General features: G+C 65.0%; 22 protein-coding genes. 9 read left to right on the top strand and 13 right to left on the bottom strand.

Going from position 1 to position 21,809, the window contains the following annotated elements:
- Positions 1–105: 105 nt before the first annotated feature.
- Together QX071_RS02180 and QX071_RS02175 are read left to right on the top strand one after the other, a co-directional pair.
- Positions 106–975 (top strand): DMT family transporter, encoded by an 870-nt coding sequence (locus QX071_RS02180; RefSeq protein WP_315702490.1) that lies wholly within the window; start codon positions 106–108, stop codon positions 973–975.
- 211 nt (positions 976–1,186) lie between these two features.
- Positions 1,187–3,193 carry a putative bifunctional diguanylate cyclase/phosphodiesterase gene (locus QX071_RS02175; RefSeq protein ID WP_315702491.1) on the top strand — a complete coding sequence of 669 codons (2,007 nt, stop codon included), beginning with the start codon at positions 1,187–1,189 and terminating at the stop codon, positions 3,191–3,193.
- Between the two features lie 31 nt (positions 3,194–3,224).
- Here QX071_RS02175 and QX071_RS02170 read toward each other — a convergent pair whose 3' ends face one another.
- Positions 3,225–3,662 carry a cupin domain-containing protein gene (locus QX071_RS02170; protein WP_315702492.1) on the bottom strand — a complete coding sequence of 146 codons (438 nt, stop codon included), beginning with the start codon at positions 3,660–3,662 and terminating at the stop codon, positions 3,225–3,227.
- Positions 3,663–3,677: 15 nt separating this feature from the next.
- Positions 3,678–4,445, bottom strand: coding sequence for a hydroxyacylglutathione hydrolase (gene gloB / locus QX071_RS02165; protein WP_315702493.1), 768 nt, complete (start codon positions 4,443–4,445; stop codon positions 3,678–3,680).
- 136 nt (positions 4,446–4,581) lie between these two features.
- On the opposite strand from gloB, the gene QX071_RS02160 reads away from it, so the two are divergent.
- Entirely contained in the window at positions 4,582–5,328 is a 747-nt protein-coding gene (locus QX071_RS02160; RefSeq protein ID WP_315702494.1) for a class I SAM-dependent methyltransferase, read from the top strand.
- A 17-nt stretch (positions 5,329–5,345) separates the two neighbouring features.
- On the opposite strand, the gene QX071_RS02155 is transcribed toward QX071_RS02160, so the two are convergent.
- The 6 genes from QX071_RS02155 to QX071_RS02130 form a co-directional block, all read right to left on the bottom strand.
- On the bottom strand, positions 5,346–5,675 hold the full coding sequence (locus QX071_RS02155) for a DMT family transporter (RefSeq protein ID WP_315702495.1): 330 nt from the start codon (positions 5,673–5,675) through the stop codon (positions 5,346–5,348).
- A 147-nt stretch (positions 5,676–5,822) separates the two neighbouring features.
- Positions 5,823–6,656, bottom strand: coding sequence for a DUF4167 domain-containing protein (locus QX071_RS02150; RefSeq protein ID WP_315702496.1), 834 nt, complete (start codon positions 6,654–6,656; stop codon positions 5,823–5,825).
- Between the two features lie 551 nt (positions 6,657–7,207).
- Entirely contained in the window at positions 7,208–8,089 is an 882-nt protein-coding gene (gene prmC, locus QX071_RS02145) for a peptide chain release factor N(5)-glutamine methyltransferase (protein ID WP_315702497.1), read from the bottom strand.
- A 205-nt stretch (positions 8,090–8,294) separates the two neighbouring features.
- Entirely contained in the window at positions 8,295–9,380 is a 1,086-nt protein-coding gene (gene prfA, locus QX071_RS02140; protein ID WP_315702498.1) for a peptide chain release factor 1, read from the bottom strand.
- Positions 9,381–9,442: 62 nt separating this feature from the next.
- Complete coding sequence (ptsP, locus tag QX071_RS02135) at positions 9,443–11,710, bottom strand: phosphoenolpyruvate--protein phosphotransferase (protein WP_315702499.1); 2,268 nt, start codon at positions 11,708–11,710, stop codon at positions 9,443–9,445.
- Between the two features lie 303 nt (positions 11,711–12,013).
- The gene (locus QX071_RS02130) at positions 12,014–13,270 is read right to left on the bottom strand and encodes an aspartate kinase (protein ID WP_315702500.1); all 1,257 of its coding nucleotides are present in this window, start codon (positions 13,268–13,270) and stop codon (positions 12,014–12,016) included.
- A gap of 172 nt (positions 13,271–13,442) precedes the next feature.
- On the opposite strand from QX071_RS02130, the gene QX071_RS02125 reads away from it, so the two are divergent.
- The 3 genes from QX071_RS02125 to QX071_RS02115 all read left to right on the top strand — a co-directional run bounded on the left by QX071_RS02125 (position 13,443) and on the right by QX071_RS02115 (position 15,765).
- Positions 13,443–13,910, top strand: coding sequence for a PH domain-containing protein (locus QX071_RS02125; RefSeq protein ID WP_315702501.1), 468 nt, complete (start codon positions 13,443–13,445; stop codon positions 13,908–13,910).
- 12 nt (positions 13,911–13,922) lie between these two features.
- A complete protein-coding gene (gene ubiG / locus QX071_RS02120; RefSeq protein WP_315702502.1) occupies positions 13,923–14,693 on the top strand; it encodes a bifunctional 2-polyprenyl-6-hydroxyphenol methylase/3-demethylubiquinol 3-O-methyltransferase UbiG in 771 nt (256 codons plus the stop codon).
- Positions 14,694–14,865: 172 nt separating this feature from the next.
- On the top strand, positions 14,866–15,765 hold the full coding sequence (locus QX071_RS02115; protein ID WP_315702503.1) for a DMT family transporter: 900 nt from the start codon (positions 14,866–14,868) through the stop codon (positions 15,763–15,765).
- A gap of 13 nt (positions 15,766–15,778) precedes the next feature.
- Here QX071_RS02115 and QX071_RS02110 read toward each other — a convergent pair whose 3' ends face one another.
- The 4 genes from QX071_RS02110 to QX071_RS02095 are packed head-to-tail and all read right to left on the bottom strand — an operon-like array spanning position 15,779 to position 18,237.
- The gene (locus tag QX071_RS02110) at positions 15,779–16,249 is read right to left on the bottom strand and encodes a DUF1178 family protein (protein ID WP_315702504.1); all 471 of its coding nucleotides are present in this window, start codon (positions 16,247–16,249) and stop codon (positions 15,779–15,781) included.
- On the bottom strand, positions 16,246–17,124 hold the full coding sequence (locus QX071_RS02105; RefSeq protein ID WP_315702505.1) for a carbon-nitrogen hydrolase family protein: 879 nt from the start codon (positions 17,122–17,124) through the stop codon (positions 16,246–16,248). Before QX071_RS02105 ends, QX071_RS02110 begins: the two co-directional genes overlap by 4 nt.
- The gene (gene grxC, locus QX071_RS02100; protein WP_315702506.1) at positions 17,121–17,396 is read right to left on the bottom strand and encodes a glutaredoxin 3; all 276 of its coding nucleotides are present in this window, start codon (positions 17,394–17,396) and stop codon (positions 17,121–17,123) included. Before grxC ends, QX071_RS02105 begins: the two co-directional genes overlap by 4 nt.
- Before the next feature lie 31 nt (positions 17,397–17,427).
- Positions 17,428–18,237, bottom strand: coding sequence for a ComF family protein (locus tag QX071_RS02095; protein ID WP_315702507.1), 810 nt, complete (start codon positions 18,235–18,237; stop codon positions 17,428–17,430).
- 79 nt (positions 18,238–18,316) lie between these two features.
- Between QX071_RS02095 and QX071_RS02090 the strand changes: the two genes are divergently transcribed.
- Positions 18,317–19,162, top strand: coding sequence for a methyltransferase domain-containing protein (locus QX071_RS02090; RefSeq protein ID WP_315702508.1), 846 nt, complete (start codon positions 18,317–18,319; stop codon positions 19,160–19,162).
- Between the two features lie 121 nt (positions 19,163–19,283).
- Here the strand turns inward: QX071_RS02090 and QX071_RS02085 are convergent, their stop codons facing one another.
- Positions 19,284–19,694: a (deoxy)nucleoside triphosphate pyrophosphohydrolase gene (locus QX071_RS02085; RefSeq protein ID WP_315702509.1), complete on the bottom strand. Its 411-nt coding sequence runs from the start codon at positions 19,692–19,694 to the stop codon at positions 19,284–19,286.
- Positions 19,695–19,987: 293 nt separating this feature from the next.
- Between QX071_RS02085 and QX071_RS02080 the strand changes: the two genes are divergently transcribed.
- Together QX071_RS02080 and QX071_RS02075 are read left to right on the top strand one after the other, a co-directional pair.
- Positions 19,988–21,334 carry a TadE/TadG family type IV pilus assembly protein gene (locus QX071_RS02080; protein ID WP_315702510.1) on the top strand — a complete coding sequence of 449 codons (1,347 nt, stop codon included), beginning with the start codon at positions 19,988–19,990 and terminating at the stop codon, positions 21,332–21,334.
- A 222-nt stretch (positions 21,335–21,556) separates the two neighbouring features.
- Positions 21,557–21,808 (top strand): hypothetical protein, encoded by a 252-nt coding sequence (locus QX071_RS02075; protein WP_315702511.1) that lies wholly within the window; start codon positions 21,557–21,559, stop codon positions 21,806–21,808.
- Position 21,809 lies beyond the last annotated feature (1 nt).

The raw sequence follows: 21,809 nt of genomic DNA, 5'->3' as shown, positions 1-21,809 counted from the left end.
GGCATCCGCGTCTTTGCGATCTCTGAGCAGCTCATGGGCGTGGATCGCCGAGGGGCGAAGGCGCGCGTCGCGCTCTCGCCCGGCCATGACGGAGCAATGTTGTCCATGTCCTCTCGTACCGCGACCCTGATCGGCCTCACCGCGATCCTGATGTGGTCGCTGCTTGCGGTGATGACCGTTGCGACCGGCACCGTCCCGGCGTTTCAGCTCGCCGCCATGACCTTTGCCATCGGCGGCGTGGTGGGCACGCTGACCTGGATCGGTCGGCATGGGGCGATGAAGGCGCTGCGGCAGCCGCCTGTCGCCTGGATCGTCGGCGTTGGCGGCCTGTTCGGCTACCATGCGCTGTACTTCCTGGCGCTGCGCTTTGCCCCTCCGGCGGAGGCCGGGCTGCTGAATTATCTTTGGCCGCTTCTGATCGTGCTGTTCTCCGCCTTCCTGCCCGGCGAACGGCTGGCGCCGTATCACGTCGTCGGCGCCGCACTCGGACTTGCCGGCACCGTGCTGCTGTTCGTCGGCAATGGCGCGAGCTTCGCGGCAGCCCAGGTCCCGGGTCTGCTGGCGGCCTTCATCGCCGCCTTCGTGTGGGCGACCTATTCGGTGCTGTCGCGCCGGCTGAAGTCGGTGCCGACCGATGCAGTCGCCGGCTTTTGTCTGGTGACGGCAGCGCTCGCGGCGACCATGCACGTCGCCTTTGAGACGACGGTCTGGCCGGCGACACTGACGCAGTGGCTCGCCGTGATCGGTCTCGGCGTCGGGCCGGTCGGGGCTGCGTTCTATGCCTGGGACATCGGCATGAAGCGCGGCGATATCCGCGTGCTCGGTGCGGCCTCCTACGCCACGCCTCTGCTCTCGACGGCGTTCCTGATCCTGGCGGGCTTTGCCCAGCCGAGCGCGAACATCGCGCTCGCTGCGTTCTTGATCGCCGGCGGCGGCCTGGTCGCGGCCAAGGACATGTTTCGACTCCGTCGTTAAGCCGCCGTGCTTCGTGGCCTGCGACGGCGGCGGAACGCGATCTCTTGCTCGTATCGTTGATCCCGGCTTAACGGCAGGCACTCAAGTGCCTTTCGAGTGGTAGCTTACAACCGATCGTTTGTTTTTCCCGCCAAGGCACCTAACTCCGCTTTTACCCGCGATCCGCAACCTCGTGATCTCGATGGTCGGTAGTTGAGACGGGGCGGGAAATATGCGGGACTTGAGAGGTGAGGTGGCTCGCGCGCGAGATCTGTTTCGCGTGCCCGCAGACAATCCGGAGCTCACGCGTGCCCAGTTCAAGGCATTCTCGAAGCAGGTGCCGCTGCTCTACTTCATCCTGATCACCAACAGCATTGCCCTCGCATCGACCTTCTTGCCGCTGGCGCCGACGTGGCTCACCATCAGCACGCCGGCGCTATTGAGCTCGGTGACTGGCTTCCGGATGATCTGGTGGCTGCGTCAGCGCAATGTCGTCTGCGATGACGCCGAAGTTCTGCGCAATCTCCGCTTCACCAATCGGATTGCCGGTCCGCTCGGCGCCTTGTTCGTCATCTGGTCGTTCGCGTTGTTTCCTTATGGCGATCCGTTCGCCAAAGGCCAGGTGGCGTTCTACATGGCGGTCACCGTCATCGGCATCATCTTCTGCCTGATGCATCTGCGCTCGGCGGCCCTGATCGTGACGCTGGTCGTGATCGGTCCCTTCGTCGTCTATTTCCTGGCGACCGGCGTGCCCGCCTTGCGGGCGATTGCGGTGAACCAGCTTCTGGTCTCCGGCGCCATGGTCACGGTGCTGTTCATCTACTACCGCGACTTTGCTGATCTCGTTGCCAGCCGCAAGTCGCTGCTCGCGCAGCAGGCGGCGACGCAGGCTCTGTCGGACGAGAATTTCCGGCTGGCCAATCTGGATTCCCTGACAGATCTGCCCAATCGCCGCCGCTTCTTCTCTGAGCTCGCGCGCTTCTTTGCCGAGGCCGAGCGCAACGGCACGACACTCGCCGTCGGCATCATCGACCTCGACGGCTTCAAGCCGATCAACGACACCTATGGGCACACCGTCGGCGACCGCGTCCTGATCGAGGCGGCGCGCCGTCTTGGCGAGGTCTGCAACAGCTACGGTCCCAAGGTTCATCTCGCCCGGCTCGGCGGCGACGAGTTCGGGCTGGTGGTCGGCGGCGATCCCACGGACGAGGATCTGCTTGCGCTGGGCCGCCAGATCACCGACCGCATCAAGCTGCCCTACCAGCTCGATACGGCGCATACGGGGTTGTCCTGCTCGACGGGCTTTGCGCTCTACCCGCGCTCGGCAACGGCCGCGGAGCCGCTGTATGAGTGTGCGGATTATGCGCTCTATCACGCCAAGCGTCATGCGCGTGGCGGCGCCATCATCTTCTCGAGCGAGCTCGAAGCCGAAATCCGCAGCCGCGGCGTGATCGAGCACATGTTGCGGACCGCCGATTTCGATGCCGAGATGCGGCTGGCGTTCCAGCCGATCAAGGACACCAGATGCCTGCGGACAAGGAGCCTTGAAGTTCTTGCGCGTTGGCACAACCCGAAGCTGGGGCTGGTGTCGCCGGCCGACTTCATTCCCGCCGCCGAGCGCACCGGCGTCATTCGCAGTTTGACCCGGATCCTTTTGGTCAAGGCACTGGCCGCGGCCGCGACCTGGCCGGAGGATATCCGCATCTCGTTCAACCTCTCGGCCCACGACATCTGCTCGCCGGAGGGCATCCTGCACCTGATTTCGGCGATCGAGGCGAGCGGCGTCTCGCCGAGCCGCATCGGGTTCGAAATCACGGAGACCGCGGTCACCTACGATTTCTCCCGTGCCGAGCACTCGATCGCCGCGCTCAAGGTGATGGGCTGCAGCATCTCGCTCGACGATTTCGGCACCGGCTATTCGTCGCTCAGCCACGTCCATCGCTTGCCGCTCGACAAGCTCAAGGTCGACCGCAGCTTCGTGGCCGATATCGACACCAATCCGGTCAGCCTTAAGATCATCAAGTCGCTGACGGGCCTGTGCGCCGACATGGAGATCGCCTGCATCGTCGAAGGCGTCGAAACCCAGGCGCAACTCGACAGCCTGCGCTGCCTCGGCTGCGATTTCGTTCAGGGCTACTATCTCGCCAAGCCGATGCCGGCCGACGCCGTTGCGGGCTTTCTCACCGAGGAACGACGGCGCTTCGCGCCGGCTGGGCAGAAGATCGCCGCGAGCCTCTGACGCCGGCTGACGGCGCGAACGCGTTCGGACGTTAGCCGCCCGGCTCCCAGCCCGGCGGCGCCAGCTCGAATGCCGAAAACTCGAAGCCGGGCGCGACGGAGCAGCCCACCAACGTCCAGTCGCCGGTCGTTTCGGCGGACTGCCAGGCATATGCCGGCACCACCGCTTGCGGGCGCTGGCCTGCGGCGAGCTCGAGGCCGAGCACGAGCGTCTGCGATGGCTGCTGCTCATCTTCGGCGATCCGCAACGTCAGCGGAGCGCCAGCATAGAAGTGCCAGACTTCGCCGGCATCGACCCGATGCCAATGCGAACGCTCGCCGCGCGCGAGCAGGAAGTAGATCAGGGTCGAAGCGGCACGCCCGCTCGTGTCGAGCTTGGAGTCGCGAAACGTCTCGCGAAAGTGCCCGCCCTCGGGATGTGGCTCGAGGGCGAGTTGCGCGATGATCTCTGCGGCGGTGAGGGCGTTCATGACCGGGACGAAGGCTCAGGACTTGTTCTTGCGCTCGCGCAATTCGCCGAACACCTCTTCTGCGCTGGCGCCCTTCATGCGCAGCTTGATCGCCACCGCCGGATCGTCGGCACGCAGGAACACATTGGCTTTCTTCTCGTCGCCAAGCAGCGCGGGAATGGTCGGCCGGCCCGCGGCGCGAAGCCGGGTCACCTCCTCGGCACGTGCCTGCAGCGCCGCATTGTCGGGCTCGACGGTGAGCGCGAACTTGACATTGGAGGCGGTGTACTCGTGACCGCAATAGAGCTTGAAGTCGTCTGGCAGGGCGCGCAGCTTGAGCAGCGAATCCCACATCATCGGATAGCTGCCTTCGAACACGCGACCGCAGCCGATCGAGAACAGCGTGTCGGCCGCGAACAGCGCCTTCTCCGTATCGAACACGTAAGCGACGTGATCCAGCGTGTGGCCGGGCGTTTCCAGCACGCGCGCGAGCAACTCGCCGACCCTGACGACGTCGCCATGGGCGACGCGCTGGTCGACATTGGCGATCTTCGTCGATCTATCGTGCGGAGCGACCACGCGGCAGCCATAGGCCTCCTTGAGCTCAGCGACGCCGCCGACATGATCATGATGGTGGTGGGTGATCAGGATGTCGGTCAGCCGCCAGCCTTGGGCGTTCAGCTCGCGGATGATCGGCGCCGCATCCGGCGCGTCGACCGAGGCCGTGGCGCCGGTTGCGGGATCATGGATCAGATAGCCGAAATTGTCTGACAGGCAGGTAAAGACGCGGATCTCGGCGGCCATGATGTCTCCATCGGCGGGCAGGCGCGGCATTCTGGTCTGGTGCCACCCGCGTCGGCGAGAGATATGGCGTTAACGCTTCCGGCGCAACGCAATCTTCCGCGGGCAGAGATGGCTCGCGACGTGGTAGATTAGGCGCATGGACGTGATCGACCTCCGCGACTTCTACTCGCAGCACCTCGGCATCGTGGCGCGGCGTTTGATCAATCGCGGCATCAGGGAACGTTGGCCGAGCGCAAAAGGCCAGCGCGTGCTCGGCATCGGCTACCCGACCCCGTATCTCGGTCTGTTCCGGGAGGATTCCGAGCGCTGCATCGCCTTCATGCCGGCGGCCCAGGGCGTGTTGAAATGGCCCACCGCGCGGCCGACGCTCGCCTCGCTGGTCGATGAATATGCGCTGCCGCTGCCGGATGCAGCGGTCGACCGCATTCTGCTCGTCCACGCGCTCGAGATGTCCGACGATCCCGCCGGGCTCTTGCGCGAAGTGTGGCGGGTGATGGCGCCGTCCGGGCGCATGATCATCGTGATCCCGAACCGGCGCGGCATTTGGACGCGCACCGACAGGACGCCCTTCGGCCATGGCCGGCCTTATTCGCGGTCGCAGATCACGGAGTTGCTGCGGCAGACCTGGTTCACCCCGACCGCCTGGAGCGAGGCGCTGTTCATGCCGCCGGTGACCGCAAGCTGGTTCTTGCGCTCGGCGTTGGCATGGGAGCGGGGTGGGGCGGCGCTGTCGCTGCCCTTCGCCGGCGTGCTGATCATCGAGGCCACCAAGCAGGTCTATCGTGTCATTCCGGCGCGCCGGCAGCGCATCCGGCTGATCCCGAGGCTCGAGCCGGTGCTGGTGCCGTCAGCGCCCGCGAACGGCCGAAGCGGACGCGGGTAGCCGCCCGCAAGGCAGCGCTAATTCGCCGTAACGTTGGAGAACAGGTTCATCACCACCACGCCGGCAATGATGAAACCCATGCCGATCAGGGCCGGTGTATCCAGTCTTTGCCCGTGGGACAGCCACGCGAACAGCGAGATCAGGATGATCCCCGCCCCCGACCAGATAGCGTAGGCGATCCCGGTCGGGATGGTCTTGAGGCTGAGTGACAGACAGTAGAACGCGACCGCATAGCCCGCCAATGTGAGTGCGCTCCAGAGCGGCCGGCTGAAGCCCTCCGCCTGTTTCAGGGCGGTCGTGGCCAGGACCTCGGCCAGAATCGCGATCGCGAGCAGCAGATACGTCATGCGTCCAGCGCTAGCATGCGGACGTGACTTCGTGCTGACAGGGCCGAAGGCCGGCTTTGCTGAGCCTTCGTCTGCAACAAAGAAGTCAGCAACAAAAAAAGGCGGGCGGACACGTCGTCCGCCCGCCTTTGCAAAGCGCTGCCCGGACTATTCGCCGGGGTTGAAATCTTCGCTCGGCGCAGGGGCCGGAGCGGCGGCCGTCTCCGCGGGGCGCGGGGCATGCGGGCGGCGGCGCCGGCGCGGGTAGCGCTCGCCGCCTTCGAAGGGGGTCGGCGCGTTCGAGATCTGCGGCTGCGGGCCGGTGATGAAGGATGGCAGCCGGTCAACGCCGCTGTCGGCGATCACGGGCTGGGGTTGCGGCTGCGGTTGATATTGCGGCTGCGGACGCTCGCGAAACTCCCGGGGTTCCCGGTGTTCCCTGGGCTCGCGATGCTCCCTCGGCTCGCGCTGTTCGCGCGGTTCACGGTGCTCGCGATGTTCCCGCGGTTCACGATGCTCGCGCTGTTCCCGCGGCTGCTGCTGGTCGCGCTGATGGGGCTGGTTGTCGCGCGGCTCGCGATCGCGCTGACCGCCGTCGCGGTCACGCATGAAGGGTTGCTGCTGGGGGGCCGGAGCGAAGCCCGGCTCCTGGCCGAAGCTCGAGAAGCCGTCGCCCTCGTCGTCGAGATCGTCCACCGTCAGGTCTTCGGTGTGGCGCGGCTGCGGCTGGTTCTGGCGGAGCTGCTCCTGGGCCGCGGCGATCAGGCGGAAATAATGCTCGGCGTGCTGATAGTAATTCTCGGCCGCCACCGGATCACCGGAGGAGCGGGCGTCGCGGGCAAGCTGAACGTATTTCTCCGCCACGTGGGAGGCCGTGCCGCGGATCTTGATGTCCGGCCCGTTGGACTCGAACACACGGGTCAGCGGGTTCTGGCCGCGCCGGTTATTATTATTGTTGTTATTCCGGTTGCGCATCCGCTTGTTGTTTTGACCGTTTCTCATGTCCTGCCTTTATTCCAACCCTGTGTTAGGAGCACTGAACTGCCACCGTGAATTGTCACCGTGATGCAAATACCATCCTGCGCGGTCCGCGCGTGCCAGCCGCGGACCTGCGTTGCAATCCGACTCATGTCGTGATCGATAACTGTGATCGGAAGCCGAATTGTTCGACCAGCGATCATCTCGACCGATGTCTCGACAATGCGCGTTCAACACGCGTTCCCCACCCGCCAGCGGCTGTGCCGGCGAACCATGTCATTCAGCCTGCGAACCCAGCCTGAGCTGCGGCAGACCCCGTTTTCTTTGCGTAAGACGTCAAGCGCAAAATCAGGCTTTCGTTCGCTTTGCAATCGCGAGCAGCACAGCCTTTTTCACGGCTACCGTGCTCAACCGACCTGCGTTTTGGAACCTATTGCCCGGCGCGGCTCGCTTAGTGAATCCGTGGCGGTGGTCAATCGATACCGCTCTACGGGGGCTTGCGCCGATGCTCTGAACGGAACGTAGTCGCTCCGAGGCGATATTCCAAGAGGTTTTTGCTGGTTAATTCGCGCTTGTCAGGGCTTTTTTCGGCCGATCACGGCCCTGGGAATTCCGGCCAGATCGGCTCGTGTGGCAGGAAAATCAACCTGCAAGCCCGCCTTTGTCATCAAGCCTTCAACATCCCCGCTTTGGCCCTGGCCGACCTCGACCACCAGAGCTCCTCCCGGCCGTAGCAGGCCAGCCGCCTGGGGGATCAAGGCACGATAGGCGTCAAGTCCGTCGACGCCGCCGTCGAGCGCACGGAGCGGATCATGCGCGCGCACTTCGATCGCAAGCCCGGCGATGTCACCGGCGCGGATGTAGGGCGGATTCGACACGATCAGGTCGAACCATCCCGACAGCGCCGAGGCGTAGGAGCAGGCGACAAAGCCCGCACGATCGGCGAGACCTAGTCTCACCGCGTTGTCTCGTGCCGTCAGCAGCGCATCCAGGCTGAGGTCGGTGCCGATGCCGATGGCGTTCGGCAGCTCCGAGAGCAGTGCAAGCAGGATCGCGCCCGAACCGGTGCCGAGATCGGCGACGCAAAGCCGGCGATTTTTTCTGTCGCTGCCTAGCGCTTCCAGCGCCAGCTCGACCACGGTTTCGGTGTCCGGCCGCGGCACCAGCGTTTCGGCAGAAAGCCGAAGCGGTAGGCCCCAGAATTCCTTTGTGCCGAGGATGCGCGCGACCGGCTCGCCGCCCAATCGGCGCTGGGCGAGCCGTTCGATTCGCGCAGCTTCATCTGCGGTGAGCTGCCGCTGCCCGTGGCTGACCAAGCCCGTGAGATCGAGGTTCAGCGCCGCACCGACCAGCAATCGCGCATCGAGCTCGGGCGAGTCCAGCCCGGCGCCGGCGAAGCGCGCTGCGAGCGCGCGGCGGGCGGTGTCGATGGTGACGGGGGGCGCTCTGTCGCTCACGAGAGGGCCTGAGCTCTTGCAAAGTTTTCGACGTCGTCCCCGCGAAAGCGGGGACCCATACGCCGCGACTGGTCGATACGAGAGGTCGGAGTTGTCTGCTGCTGCGACCACGAAGACGGGTGGTTATGGGTCCCGGCGTGCGCCGGGACGACATCTGAAATGCCGCGGCGTCGTCGCGCCAGGGCGAACAGAGCGCAGATGCTTGTCACGCCGCTGCGCCCTGCGCAGCCAGCTGCGCCGCCTGATGCTCCGTGGTCAGCGCGTCGATCAGCTCGCCCAGCGCTTCGCCTGCGATCACCTGCGGCAGCTTGTAGAGGGTCAGGTTGATGCGGTGATCGGTCACGCGCCCTTGCGGGAAATTATAAGTCCGGATGCGCTCAGAGCGATCGCCGGAGCCAACCTTCTCCTTGCGGTCGGCGGAGCGCGCCGCATCCACCTTCTGTCGCTCGGCGTCGTAGATGCGCGAGCGCAGGATGTTCATCGCCGAGGCCCGGTTCTTATGCTGCGAGCGGCTGTCCTGCATCATCACGACGATTCCTGTCGGCAGATGGGTGATGCGGATCGCCGATTCCGTCTTGTTGACGTGCTGGCCGCCGGCGCCTTGTGCGCGCATGGTCTCGATGCGCAGATCGTCGTTCTTGATGTCGACGTCGACATCCTCGACTTCGGGCAGCACGGCCACGGTCGCCGCCGAGGTGTGGATGCGCCCTTGCGTTTCGGTGTCGGGCACGCGCTGCACCCGGTGCACGCCGGATTCGAACTTCAATTTCGCAAAGGCGCCGCGGCCCTGAATCTCGGCGATGATTTCCTTGTAGCCGCCAACGGTGCCTTCGGAGGCCGAGATCACCTCGACCTTCCAGCCCTGCAACGCCGCAAAGCGCTCATACATGCGGAACAGGTCGCCCGCGAACAACGAGGCCTCGTCGCCGCCGGTGCCGGCGCGGATTTCGAGCACGACGTTGCGATCGTCCATCGCGTCCTTCGGCAGTAGCGCCACGCGGATCTTCTGCTCGAGCTCGGCGCGGCGCTCGATCAGCTCCTCGCGCTCGGCCTCGGCCATTGCGCGCATCTCCGGGTCGGTGGCGGGATCTGAGATCAGCGCCTCCGCGTCGGCGAGCTCCTTCACCGCTGCACGATAGGTCTTCACCGCCTCGATCACGGGATTGAGCTCGGCGAGCTCGCGGGTGATCTGGACATATTTGTCGGAATTGACTTGGCCGAGCAGCTCCGCTTCCAGCGCGGCGTGATGCGCGAGCATGATGTCCAGTTTGGCTTCGGGAAGCGATGACATGACAGAATCTCAGGATAAACGATTTTCGGGAGCAAATGAGCGGCGGAGCGGCGGCGGTGCCGCTACAAGGCCAGGCCTTCGGCCTCGGCGAACTCGGCCAGCTTCTGCCGGATCGAGATGCTGCCGGCGGGCTCTGCGAGCAACTGATCCATCGCGGCCTCGGCCTTGCGGGCATCGAGTTCGAGCAGCATCGCCTTCACCGGGCCATGCGCGGTCGCCGACAGCGATAGCGAGCGATAGCCGAGCGCGATCAGCGCCAGCGCACCGATCGGTCTGGAAGCCATCTCGCCGCACAGCGAGACCGATTTCCTGGCGCGTTGGGCCTTGCGCACCACGTCGCGCAGCGCCCGCAGAATCGGCGCTGACAGCGTATCGAAGCGTTCGGAGACTTTGGCGTTGCCCCGGTCGACCGCGAACAGGAACTGGAACAGGTCGTTCGAGCCCACCGAGATGAAGTCGACCTTGGTGAGCAGCTCGTCGAGCTGATAGAGCAGCGCCGGCACCTCGAGCATGGTGCCGACGTCGATGCGTTCGGGCAGCGTATGGCCGTGCTGGCGCAAATAGGTCAGCTCGCGCTCGACGATCGCCTTGGCGGCGTCGAATTCGGCGACCTCCGAGACCATTGGGAACATGATGCGCAGGGCGCGGCCGCCGCCGGCGCGCAACAGCGCTCGGATCTGGCCGCGCAACAGTCCTGGACGGTCGAGCCCGAGGCGGATCGCGCGCCAGCCAAGCGCGGGATTCTCCTCGATCACCGTCTCCATATAGGGCAGGGCCTTGTCGCCGCCGATATCGAGCGTGCGGAATGTGACCGGCCGCGATCCGGCCGCATCGAGCACGGCGCGGTAGAGCGCGAGCTGGTCGCTCGAGCGCGGCAGGTTCGCCGAGACCATGAATTGCAGCTCGGTTCGGAACAGTCCGATGCCGGCACTGCCGGTGTCCTCGATATGCGGCAGGTCGATGACGAGCCCGGCATTGATCATCAATTCGACCGGCTGGCCATCCTTGGTGACGCAGGGCTTGTTGCGCAGCTCGCTATATTGCGCCTGGCGGCGGGCGCGGAAGCGCACCCGTTCCGCATAGGCGGATTCGATCTCGGCCGACGGCCGCACATAGATCGAGCCCGATGTGCCGTCGACGATGATGGCGTCGCCGGGATCGGCGATGCCCGGCGCGTTCGGCACTTCGCCGACGGCCGGAATGCCCAGCGCGCGCGCCACGATCGCGACGTGGGAATTGGTGGTGCCTTCCTCGAGCACGAGGCCGCGCAGCCGTTTGCGATCGTAGTCGAGCAGCGCGGCCGGACCCATGGCGCGCGCGATCAGGATCGCGTTGTCGGGCAATTGCTCGCGCGAGGGCGCGTGGTCGCGGCCGACGAGCTGGCGCAACAGGCGATAGCCGAGGTCCTCGAGATCGTGCAGCCGTTCGCGCAGGTAAGGGTCGGTCGAACGCAGCATGCGGGCGCGGGTGTCGGACTGCACGCGCTCGACCGCCGCCTCGGCCGTCAAGCCGGTTGCCACTGCCTCGTGCAGCTTGTGCGACCAGCCCTGGTCATTGGCGAACATGCGGTAAGCTTCGAGCACGTCGCGGTGCTCGCCGCCATCGGCGACGTCGCCCCGTTCCAGCATGCGGTCGAGATCGGCGCGCAGCATGAGCAGTGCCGCATCGAGCCGCTTGATCTCCTTCGGCAGGTCCTCGGCGATGTAGTTGTTGACCACCACGCGCGGTTCATGGAGCACGACATGGCCGAGCGCGATGCCGTCCGACAGCACCGTTCCGGTTTTGTGGATCGAATGGCGGACCGCCGGCTCGGCGCCGGGTTGCGCCAATGCCGCGAGCTCGCCGGAGGCGATCATCTCGGCGAGCACCATCGCGGTGGTCTGCAGCGCCTCGACCTCTTCCTCGACATAGGTGCGCTTGGCGCGGTTCTGCACAACCAGCACGCCGAGCGTGTTGCCGGCGCGCAGGATCGGCACGCCGAGGAAGGAGTGGTAGATTTCTTCGCCGGTCTCGGGGCGGTAGGAGAACGCCGGATGGCTCTGCGCGTCGTTCAGATTGAGCGGCGTGGCCTCGCTCGCGACGAGGCCAACCAGGCCTTCATGCGCGCTCAGCACCGTCATGTGCACCGCGTCGCGGTTCAGACCTTCGGTGGCGTAGAGCTCGAGCGTATTGTCGACGCGCAGCACGTAGACCGAGCAGACCTCGGCCACCATATTGGCCGCGATCAGCACCACGATCTTGTCGAGGCGCTCCTGTGCCGAGACCTGCTCCGCCATGGTCTCGCGAAGCCGTCTCAGTAAGACGCGGGGCCCTCCCGACGCGCTTCGCATGTGGCACAATCCCCCTTCTTGGGACCAGTTCGGTGGTCAGCCCGAATCTGGTGCTAAGCTTGCGAAATACAACAGCTTTCTTGATGCGAGGCCGTCGTAGCCCCATGCGCCGGCCCGAATCGGGACAGCCATCGCCGGGGGCGCAATTGCAGCGATTATTCTGCGATGGCCGTATAGCGAATCGGGACTTGTTTTGCCAAGCAAAACGCCTGCCAGCCCCGGCCGCGTCAACGGCTTTCGGAGCGTCCGCAGAACGTTTTCAGGTCCTGCTGTTGCACAGCGGGATCCGGAGGGAAGCGTCTTCTAGACCTGGTCCAACCCGTAGAGCGTATGCAGCGTCCGCACCGCAAGCTCGGTATAGGCGGCGTCGATCAGGACCGAGAACTTGATCTCGGAGGTGGTGATGGCCCGGATATTGATGTTGCGGGCCGCCAGCGCGGCGAAGGCCTGGGCCGCAACCCCGGCATGGCTGCGCATGCCGCTGCCGATCACCGACACTTTGGCGACATCGGTGGCGGTATCGAGCCGGTGATAGCCGATCTTGTCCTTGGCGGCGGAAATGGTCTCACGCGCGCGATTATAGTCGGTCGCCGGCACCGTGAAGGTGAGGTCGGTGGTCTTGCCGTCCTCCGACACGTTCTGCACGATCATGTCGACATTGATGTTGGCGTCGGCGAGGGGCCCGAAGATCGAGGCCGCGATTCCCGGCTTGTCCTCGATCTGGCGCACCGAGATCTGGGCTTCGTCCTTGGAGAAGGCGATGCCGGTGACGACGTGATTTTCCATGATTTGCTCCTCGCTGCAGATCAGCGTGCCCGGCGGCTGATTGGCGTGGGGGTCGATATCCTCAGGCTTGTCGAAGCTGGAACGGACGAAGATCGGCATGTTGTGCACCATGCCCAGTTCCACTGACCGTACCTGCAGCACCTTGGCGCCCTGCGAGGCCAGTTCCAACATGTCCTCGAAGGCGATCTTGCCGAGCCGTTTCGCCTTGGGAACCACCCGTGGGTCGGTCGTGTAGACGCCGTCGACGTCGGTGTAGATGTCGCAGCGGTCGGCCTTGATCGCGGCCGCGATCGCGACCGCGGAGGTATCGGAGCCGCCGCGGCCGAGTGTGGTGATTCGATTGGTCTGCGGGTCGACGCCCTGGAAGCCCGCGATGACGGCAACCTCCTTGCGCTCCTTGAAGCGCTGGATCAGTTCGGACCCGTCGATATCGACGATGCGGGCGGAGGCGTGGGCATCGCTCGTCTTGATAGGTATTTGCCAGCCCTGCCAGGAGCGGGCCTGGATACCCATGCTTTGCAGCACGATCGCGAGCAGGCCGGAGGTCACCTGCTCGCCCGACGCCACCACGGCGTCATATTCGCGCGCATCATGCATCGGCGAGGCCTCGGTGCACCAGGCGACCAACTCGTTGGTCTTGCCGGCCATCGCGGAGACGACCACGGCGACTTCGTGGCCCGCGTCGACCTCGCGCTTCACATGGCGCGCGACGTTGCGGATACGGTCGATATTGGCGACGGATGTGCCGCCGAATTTCAGCACGAGGCGGCTCATGACGGCGCGCTCAATTCCCTCGGGGAGGATAAGTTGGTGGGCCGGCGCGAAACCGGAGGCGCGCCAGCCGAAAGGCGCGTATACAGAGCGGCGCGGCCGGGGGCAAGCGGGTTCCTGGATCGGGGCTTTCAACTCTTCCCCGGGCCGCGCAGGTGAGGTAGAGGCGAAGGTAATGGGGCGTTATATCGACGAGATCTTGCAGCCCGGGGAGAAGGTGCTGTATTCGACCAACGCGCATTGGATGTTCTATCTGCCTGCCATCGGCGCCTGGATCGTTGTATTTGCGCTGTTGATCCTGTCGCAAGGCACTGCCGTCTACAACCTGTCCTTGATCTGCCTCGCCGCCGCGGCGGTCATTGCCGTGGTCGCGCTGTATTGGACCGTCAGGGCCTGGTTCCACCGCATGACCACCGAGACCGACGTGACCAATAAGCGCGTCGTGCACAAGACCGGCTTCATCAAGCGCCGAACCTTCGAGATCGCGCTGGACAAGGTGGAGAGCGTCGACGTCAATCAGACCATCATGGGCCGCATCCTCAATTACGGCGACGTCACCATCATGGGTGTCGGCGAGGGCAGGGAGACGATCGCGACCATCGCCGAGCCGCTCGCGTTCCGCAACGCGATTACTGCACGCTAAAGGGGCGAGTTCATGTCGATGCCACAGGACACCGCCTCCACAGCGTCCGCCCAGACGTCCACCGTCGATCCGGCCGAGATCGCGAAATTCTCCAAACTGTCGGAGACCTGGTGGGACCCCAAGGGCAAGATGGCGCCCCTGCACAAGATCAATCCGCTGCGGCTCGCCTATATCCGCGACGCCGCCTGCCGGAAGTTCGAGCGCAACGCCAAGAGCCTGAACTGCCTGTCCGGCCTGCGCATGCTCGACATCGGCTGCGGTGCCGGCCTGTTGTGCGAGCCGTTCACGCGGCTCGGCGCGCAGGTGGTCGGCGTCGACCCGTCCGCGAGCAACATTGCCGCGGCGAAGCTGCACGCAGAGAAAGGGCATCTGTCGATCGACTATCGCAACACCGCGATCGAAGAGATGGATCCGCGCGAACGCTTCGACATCGTGCTGGCGATGGAAGTGGTCGAGCATGTCGTCGATGTCGGCGCTTTTCTCGGGCGCTGCGCCTCGGTGCTCAAGCCCGGCGGCATGATGGTGGTCTCGACCTTGAACCGCAACTGGAAGAGCTTCGCGCTTGCGATCGTGGGCGCCGAATATGTGCTGCGCTGGCTGCCGCGCGGCACGCATCAGTGGAACAAGTTCATCACGCCGGACGAACTCACCAAACATCTGCTCGACGCGCGGCTGGTCGTCACCGAGCAGAGCGGCGTGGTCTACAGCCCGTTCGCCGACCGCTGGAGCCTGTCGTCCGACATGGACGTCAACTACATGCTGGTTGCGGAGCAGATGGTGTAGATTGATTTTGGTTTCCGGCGCCGCGGCCTCGTACACTGTATCGTCCCTGCGCAAGCGGGGCTTGCACGACAGCGTGCTTGCGGCATCAGCCGCAATGCGGACATGCGGCGTCCCGCGGTTGACCTCGTGAGCTCCGCTTTGCACGGTGGCTGCGTTCAGCCGGCTCTCAGTTATGCTCTCCCTCACCTCGCTCTGGATTCCCTTCACCCTGATCGCCGCCGCCGGTCAGGTCGCGCGCAACGCGATGCAGCGGTCGTTGACGGCGAAGCTCGGCACGTGGGGCGCCACCAACATCCGCTTCCTGTTCGGCTTCCCGTTCTCGCTGTTGTTTCTGGCTGCGGTGCTGCTGAGTTCGGGCGACCACCTGCCGTGGCCGCCGGCTGCGTTCTGGCCCTGGCTGCTCCTGGGTGCGCTGACCCAGATCCTCGGTACCGGCCTGATGCTTCTGGCCATGACCGACCGGTCCTTCGTGGTGACGACCGCGTATTTGAAAACGGAGGCGATCCAGACCGCGATTTTCGGGTTCGTGTTCCTGGGCGATCCGCTGTCGGTCACCAAGCTGGTTGCGATCGGGATCGCGACCCTCGGCGTGGTTGTCACAGCGCTGCGGCCGGGCGGCGAGACGCGGTTTGCGGCATGGAAGCCCACCATCATCGGCCTGGTCGCGGCCGCATCCTTTGCCCTTTCGGCGGTCGGCTTTCGCGGCGCGATTATCGCGGTCGAAGGCGTCTCCTTCGTGACGGCCGCGTCGTACACGCTGGTCTGCGGCCTGTTCGTGCAGACGCTGATCCTGAGCGTTTACCTCCTGGCGCGGGCGCCGGAGGTGCTGCGGGGCATCCTCGCGCTGTGGCGGCCGTCGATGCTGGCCGGCTTCGTCGGCGCGTTCGCCTCGCAATTCTGGTTCCTGGCCTTTGCGCTGACCGCGGCCGCCAACGTCCGCACCCTCGCGTTGGTCGAGGTGCTGTTCGCGCAGGCCGTATCGCACTATTCGTTCAAGCAGCCGGTGTCATTGCGCGAAGTTTCGGGCATCGTGCTGATCGTTGCCGGCGTGGCAATGCTGATCGCCGCCTGATGCGCTACGCCAGTCAATTCCGGTCGTCCGGCAGAACCGGCAGCGGCGCCACCTCGATGCCTTCGTCGATCAGCTCGCGTGCTTCCTGCAGCGAGGCTTCGCCATAGATCGGCCGGTGCTCGGCCTCGCCGTAATGCATCTTGCGCGCTTCGGTCGGGAAGCGCTCGCCGACATCGTCGGCGTGCTTGACGATGTGGTCGCGCAGCTCCTTGAGCTTGGCGCGCAGCTCCTGCTCCTGCGCCATCATCAGCGGGGTCGGTCCGGGCGGAATGACCTCGGCCGCCGGGGCGGGGACCGGCAGATTGGCCTCCCGTCCCTTCTTGCCGACGATCCGCGGCGCCATGATCGCCTTCTCGACCTTGGTCGAGCCGCAGACCGGACATTCCACAAGCTTGCGCTTCACCTGCGATTCGTACGCGGACGAACTCTGAAACCAGCTGTCGAACGCATGGTCGCGTTCGCAGCGCAGGGCGTAGCGGATCATACCGATCCCCGCACCAGGTGCAGATAGTCGGGGCCGGCCTTGGGGTCGGCGACGCTAAAGCGCCGGCCGTGCTGCAGGGAGGGGATCGCCTTGCGCGCGGTCTCGACGCGGGAGGGATCGATGCGCGCCAGGAACACGCCGGGCTCGACGCCGCCTTCGGCCAGCACCTCGCCCCAGGGATCGATGATGAGCGAATGGCCGAAGGTCTCGCGCTTGTTCTCGTGCAGGCCGCATTGGGCGGCCGCGAACACGAAGCAGCCGGTCTCGATCGCCCGTGCCCGCAGCAGCGTGTGCCAATGCGCTTCGCCGGTCTTGCGGGTGAAGGCGGAGGGCACGCTGATGAACGAGGCGCCGCTCTCGGCCAGCGCCCGATAGAGCGCCGGAAAGCGTACGTCGTAGCAGATGGTCAGTCCGATCCGGCCCCAGGGCAGGTCCGAGATCACGGCGGTCTCGCCCGGCTGGTAGTTCGCCGATTCCCGGTAGCTCTCGCCGCCCGGCAGATCGATGTCGAACATGTGGATCTTGTCGTAGCTCGCGAGGATATCGCCCTCCGGGCCGATCAGGAAGGAACGGTTGACCGCCTTGTCCTCGGAGAAGCGCAGCGCCAGCGACCCGATATGCAGATGGATCTTCAGCTCCTTGGCCAGCGCGCGATAGGCCTTCAGCGAGGGATCCTCGTCCTCGCTCTTCAATTGCTCGAACAGCGCCGCCCGGTTGAGCTGCATCATGTTGCTCACTTCCGGCGTCTGCACGTAGTCGGCACCTTGCGCGACCGCCTCCCGGATCAGCCTTGTGCCCTGCTCGAGGCTCGGCTCAGGCAGGAGGGAGGTGCGCATCTGCACCATGGCGGCCGTGAAGCTGCGATCCGTGCTCATGATGTTGCCTTTTCCCCCGCCAGCATCGCGTCGAGCCGGCCCTCCCGATCGAGCGCATAGAGATCGTCGCAGCCGCCGATATGTCTCTCGCCGATGAAGATCTGCGGAAAGGTCGAGCCGGGTCCGACCCGATCATACATCTGCTGCCGGTACGACGGGTCCTTGCCGGCATCATATTCGGTGAAAGTGGCCTTCTTGCGAGAAAGCAGCGACTTGGCTGCGGAACAATAGCCGCAGCCCGGGCGGGTGTAGATTTCAATAGCAGCTGTCATCTCGCGCTCGAATGTTTTCCAAAGTGCAGGATTATATGGGACTTCGCGGCGCATCGACAACCCGGGCGAAGACCAGCACGCTGACCTCTGCAGCCTTGGCCCTGAGCAGCGCGCGTGCGCAGGCGTCGACCGTCGCACCTGTTGTCAAGACATCGTCGACCAGCACGATCCGGCGCCCCTGCACATCGGAAAGGCAGTCCGGCGCGACCTGGAAGGCGCCCTGCACGTTGCTGGCGCGCTGGCTGCGCGACAGCCCGACCTGCTGCTCGGTCGCGCGCACCCGGCGCAGGAGGTCGCTCCGGAGCCTGACGCCGGTCTCGCGTGCGACCGACCGCGCCAGCGCCCCGGACTGGTTGTAGCGGCGGCCAAAGCCGCGCCGCCAATGCAGTGGCACCGGCACCAGCGCATCGGCGCCCTCGAGCAGCTCGCGGCCGGCCCGCGCCATCCAGCGGCCCATCACCGGCGCGAGGTCGGTGCGATCCTGGTATTTTAGGGCATGAACCAGGGTGCGGGCCACCTCGTCATAGCGGACCGCCGCGCGTGCCCTCGCATAGGCCGGGGGGCTCGCGATCGCTTCCATCGACAGCAGCTCCGGGCCGGGATCGTAGACGAAGGGAATGCCGAGCTTCGGACAATAGGGGCGTTCGATGAACGACAATTTGCCCCAGCAGGCGGCGCAGACGCCCTCGCCATCCACCGGTTCGCGGCAGGAAATGCATAGCGTCGGCAGGGCGATGTCGAGCGCGAGCTTGGCGAGGCCAGCGCAAGCGCCGTTGATGGCGCCGAAAGCGGTGCGCATCCTGGTCGCAGCTGAACGGAGGGGAGCGATGCCGACGTCCATGCGTTGACGGTACCGCCGCTCCCGCAGAGGCTCAAGCGGCGGATTGCTAAGGCCCCTCAGATCGGCGTAACCACGGACCATGACGACCAATCCCAATTCCGCGCCCATCCTGTTCGATCGCGCGCTGCTGGCAGCGCGGCAGCGCCGCGCGGCGCGCGCGCCCGAGACGTTCCTGATGGAGCGCGTCGTCGAGGACATAGGCGACCGGCTGCTGGCTGTGAACCGCAGCTTTGCCGATGTTGCCGACATCTGGTCGCCAGGCGGCCTGCGGGCGCCGTTCGTCGATCGCTTTGCGAAATTCTCGCATGTGGTCGCGCCGGAGACCGCGCGGGAGGAACTGGGCGTCGCGCCACAATCGCTCGATCTGGCGCTGTCCGCGCTCGCGTTTCAGTTCGTCAACGATCTGCCCGGCGTGCTGGCGCAGATCCGCCGCAGCTTGCGGCCCGACGGGCTGTTGCTGGCGGCGATGATCGGCGGCGACAGCCTGACCGAGCTGCGGCAGGCGTTCGCTGCCGCGGAGGCCGAATGCGAGGGCGGGGTGTCGCCGCGGGTGGCGCCCTTCGCCGATCTGCGCGACATCGGCGGCCTGTTGCAGCGTACCGGATTCGCGCTTCCTGTCAGCGATGTCGATCGCGTGGTGGTGCGCTATGCCAATGCGTTCAGCCTGATGCAGGACATCAGGCGCATGGGCGCCGCCAACAGCCTGATCGAGCGGCGGCGCACGCCGACCCGCCGGTCGACGTTGCTCCGTATGGCCGAGATCTACGCCGAGCGGTTCGCCGATCCCGACGGCCGCATCCGTGCCACCTTCGATATCATCTGGCTGTCGGGCTGGGCCCCGCATGAGAGCCAGCAGAAGCCGCTGAAGCCCGGCTCGGCGACAGCCAGGCTTGAGGACGCGGTGAAGCGCGGAACGAAGGCTTAGTCCGCATGTCACTCGTCATGCCCGCGCTCGTCGCGGGCATCCAGGTCTTTCCCGTTGCCGCATCGTGGATAGCCGGGTCAAGCCCGGCGATGACGGAGTATGCGGTGCCGTCCGTGCTCTGTCACATCAACAGATCGATCAGATGCGGAATCAGCGGAATGTCGGCGGGCGGCATCGGATAGTCGCGCAGTTTGTTGGCCCGCACCCAGGCAAGCGTCTGGCCCTCGCGCGCCGCCACCTGTCCTTCCCAGCGCCGGCAGATATAGAGCGGCATCAAGAGGTGGAAATTCTCGTAAGCGTGGCTCGCAAAGGTCAGCGGCGCGAGGCACGGCTCGCTGACGGTGATGCCGAGCTCCTCATGCAGCTCGCGGATCAGGCTCGTTTCCGGCCGTTCGCCGGGTTCGACCTTGCCGCCCGGGAATTCCCAGAGGCCTGCCAGCGTCTTGCCGGGCGGACGCTGCGCCAGCAGCACGCGCTTGTCGGCATCGATCAGGGCGCAGGCGACGACGAGCGTGAGTTTGAATTCGGCCATGTTCGATGCTGTTCGCTCTTCGCGGTTCGATGTCTACAGGCTGCAGCCACGCCGCAGCGGTTACCGTTCTTTAACCAGTGAATTCGAAGTTCGCCAGCTGCCTGCTGCAGATGCTGCACGAGGGTCCGAATTCGACGTTCGCCGACGAGGCCGCTTACGAAATGGAGCGAACTTCGGATTCCGACCTTGGAAGGGGCCGATTTCTACGATCGAAATAAGCCAAGTTTAATCTGTTTTCGCGCAATTCTACGGGACTTGGCCGTTACAGGCGCACGTTCGTCAGGCATTGTCCCATGAGTTCTTTGTCCAGTTTATTCACGCGATTTCGCCGCGACACCAAGGCCAATATTGCGGTCACCTTCGCCATCGTCTGCGTGCCGGTGATCTCGGCGGTCGGCTGCGCTGTCGACTATAGCCGTCACAACCAGGTCCGGGCCAAGCTGCAGGCCGCAGTCGACGCTGCCTCGGTCGGTGCCGTGTCCAGGACGTCGCCGGCCTTCGCTGCTGCGGGCTCGATGACTTCGGATGGCACGATCGACGTGGGCAATACCGATGCAAAGAACATCTTCAACGGCAATATCGCCGGCAGCACCGGCTACACGCTGACCAGCCTGACGCCGCTGGTGGAGAAGAAGGGTTCGGTGGTCACCGCCACCGTGTCTTACACGGCGACCATGCCGACCATGTTCATGAACGTGGTCGGGATCAAGTCGATGACCATGAACGGCTCCTCGACGGCCACGGCGACGATGCCGAAATATATCGATTTCTATCTGCTCCTGGACAACTCGCCGTCGATGGGCGTGGCGGCGACGCCGGCCGACGTGACCAAGATGGTCAGCAACACGCCGGACAAGTGTGCTTTCGCCTGCCACGACTACAACACGTCAAAGAATTACTACAATCTCGCCAAGTCGCTCGGTGTGACCACGCGGATCGACGTGTTGCGCAGCGCCACCCAGCAACTGATGGATACGGCGGCGCAGACCCAGACCTATCAAAACCAGTTCCGGATGGCGATCTACGATTTCGGCGCAGCGTCGAAGACGATCGGCCTGCGGGCGCTGTTCAGCCTGTCATCGAGCCTGTCGAGCGCCAAGACGGCGGCCGGAAACATCGACCTGATGGGGGTCTACGGCAACAACGACGCCTACACCGCCGACAAGGACACCCAGTTCAGCACCATCTTTCCCGCGATCAACAACCAGATCCCGAACCCGGGCGACGGCAGCGCCGGCTCGCCGCTCAAATATCTGTTCTTCGTCTCCGACGGTGTGGCGGACGAGAGCAACACCGGCTGCCTGAAGCCGATGAAGAACACGACCTTCGGCAATATTTCGCCGCGCTGCCAGTCGCCGATCAATCCCGCGCTCTGCAAGACGCTCAAGGACCGCGGCATCAAGATCGCCGTGCTCTACACCACCTATCTGCAGCTGCCGACCAACAGCTGGTACATGGCCTGGATCGATCCCTTCAACAAGGGACCGTTCGGTCCATCACCGAACAGCGAGATCGCGCAGAACATGCAGGCCTGCGCCTCGGACGGCTTCTACTTCGAGGTCTCGCCGACGCAGGGGATCGCGGACGCGATGAACGCGCTGTTCAAGAAGGCGGTCGCCGACGCGCGCATCAGCGGTTGAAGTCTGCTCGGGCTCTGCAGCTGCATGGAGGCATTGATTTATAACTCCGCCTCAGCTCTATTCGCGCTCCAGTTGTCGTCGCAATCGTCGGGCGGGACAGGCATGATCAGGACAATAGGATTTGCGTGGATGGTGGCTTTGGTGCTCAGCACCCAGGCCTCCGCGGGGACCTGCAGTGTTCCTTTCATCAGGACCCTTAACAATCAGACTGTCGAAGGAACAATGTTCGCGGTCACCGGCAAGCGCTGCAGCATCATTCTGACGCGTTCAATGGGACCGACTTTTGGCACGCGGCTGGTTTCCCCGCCGAGCAACGGCGCCGTCTCGATCAGTGGCAACCGGATCGTGTACGTGTCTCGGCCCGGCTTCGTCGGCGAGGATCATCTCGTCTATGCGCGCGAGGGGCAGGACATGCTTAATCACCCGGTCACGCGCACCGTCAATCTCACGGTCAAGGTCGCAGGGCGGCTCTGAG

The sequence above is a fragment of the Bradyrhizobium sp. SZCCHNS1022 genome (assembly GCF_032484835.1).
GTDB lineage: Bacteria > Pseudomonadota > Alphaproteobacteria > Rhizobiales > Xanthobacteraceae > Bradyrhizobium.
This window is presented reverse-complemented; position numbering and strand designations above follow the sequence as displayed.

Coding starts and splice junctions, on each gene's coding strand:
- QX071_RS02115 (WP_315702503.1), top strand. CDS start 14,866: ATGCTCTCCCTCACCTCGCTCTGGATTCCCTTCACCCTGATCGCCGCC.
- QX071_RS02180 (WP_315702490.1), top strand. CDS start 106: ATGTCCTCTCGTACCGCGACCCTGATCGGCCTCACCGCGATCCTGATG.
- QX071_RS02110 (WP_315702504.1), bottom strand. CDS start 16,249: ATGATCCGCTACGCCCTGCGCTGCGAACGCGACCATGCGTTCGACAGC.
- QX071_RS02155 (WP_315702495.1), bottom strand. CDS start 5,675: ATGACGTATCTGCTGCTCGCGATCGCGATTCTGGCCGAGGTCCTGGCC.
- QX071_RS02085 (WP_315702509.1), bottom strand. CDS start 19,694: ATGGCCGAATTCAAACTCACGCTCGTCGTCGCCTGCGCCCTGATCGAT.
- ptsP (WP_315702499.1), bottom strand. CDS start 11,710: ATGCGAAGCGCGTCGGGAGGGCCCCGCGTCTTACTGAGACGGCTTCGC.
- QX071_RS02150 (WP_315702496.1), bottom strand. CDS start 6,656: ATGAGAAACGGTCAAAACAACAAGCGGATGCGCAACCGGAATAACAAC.
- QX071_RS02090 (WP_315702508.1), top strand. CDS start 18,317: ATGACGACCAATCCCAATTCCGCGCCCATCCTGTTCGATCGCGCGCTG.
- ubiG (WP_315702502.1), top strand. CDS start 13,923: ATGTCGATGCCACAGGACACCGCCTCCACAGCGTCCGCCCAGACGTCC.
- gloB (WP_315702493.1), bottom strand. CDS start 4,445: ATGGCCGCCGAGATCCGCGTCTTTACCTGCCTGTCAGACAATTTCGGC.
- QX071_RS02160 (WP_315702494.1), top strand. CDS start 4,582: ATGGACGTGATCGACCTCCGCGACTTCTACTCGCAGCACCTCGGCATC.
- QX071_RS02130 (WP_315702500.1), bottom strand. CDS start 13,270: ATGAGCCGCCTCGTGCTGAAATTCGGCGGCACATCCGTCGCCAATATC.
- grxC (WP_315702506.1), bottom strand. CDS start 17,396: ATGACAGCTGCTATTGAAATCTACACCCGCCCGGGCTGCGGCTATTGT.
- QX071_RS02125 (WP_315702501.1), top strand. CDS start 13,443: ATGGGGCGTTATATCGACGAGATCTTGCAGCCCGGGGAGAAGGTGCTG.
- QX071_RS02105 (WP_315702505.1), bottom strand. CDS start 17,124: ATGAGCACGGATCGCAGCTTCACGGCCGCCATGGTGCAGATGCGCACC.
- QX071_RS02080 (WP_315702510.1), top strand. CDS start 19,988: ATGAGTTCTTTGTCCAGTTTATTCACGCGATTTCGCCGCGACACCAAG.
- prfA (WP_315702498.1), bottom strand. CDS start 9,380: ATGTCATCGCTTCCCGAAGCCAAACTGGACATCATGCTCGCGCATCAC.
- QX071_RS02095 (WP_315702507.1), bottom strand. CDS start 18,237: ATGGACGTCGGCATCGCTCCCCTCCGTTCAGCTGCGACCAGGATGCGC.
- QX071_RS02170 (WP_315702492.1), bottom strand. CDS start 3,662: ATGAACGCCCTCACCGCCGCAGAGATCATCGCGCAACTCGCCCTCGAG.
- QX071_RS02175 (WP_315702491.1), top strand. CDS start 1,187: ATGCGGGACTTGAGAGGTGAGGTGGCTCGCGCGCGAGATCTGTTTCGC.
- QX071_RS02075 (WP_315702511.1), top strand. CDS start 21,557: ATGTTCGCGGTCACCGGCAAGCGCTGCAGCATCATTCTGACGCGTTCA.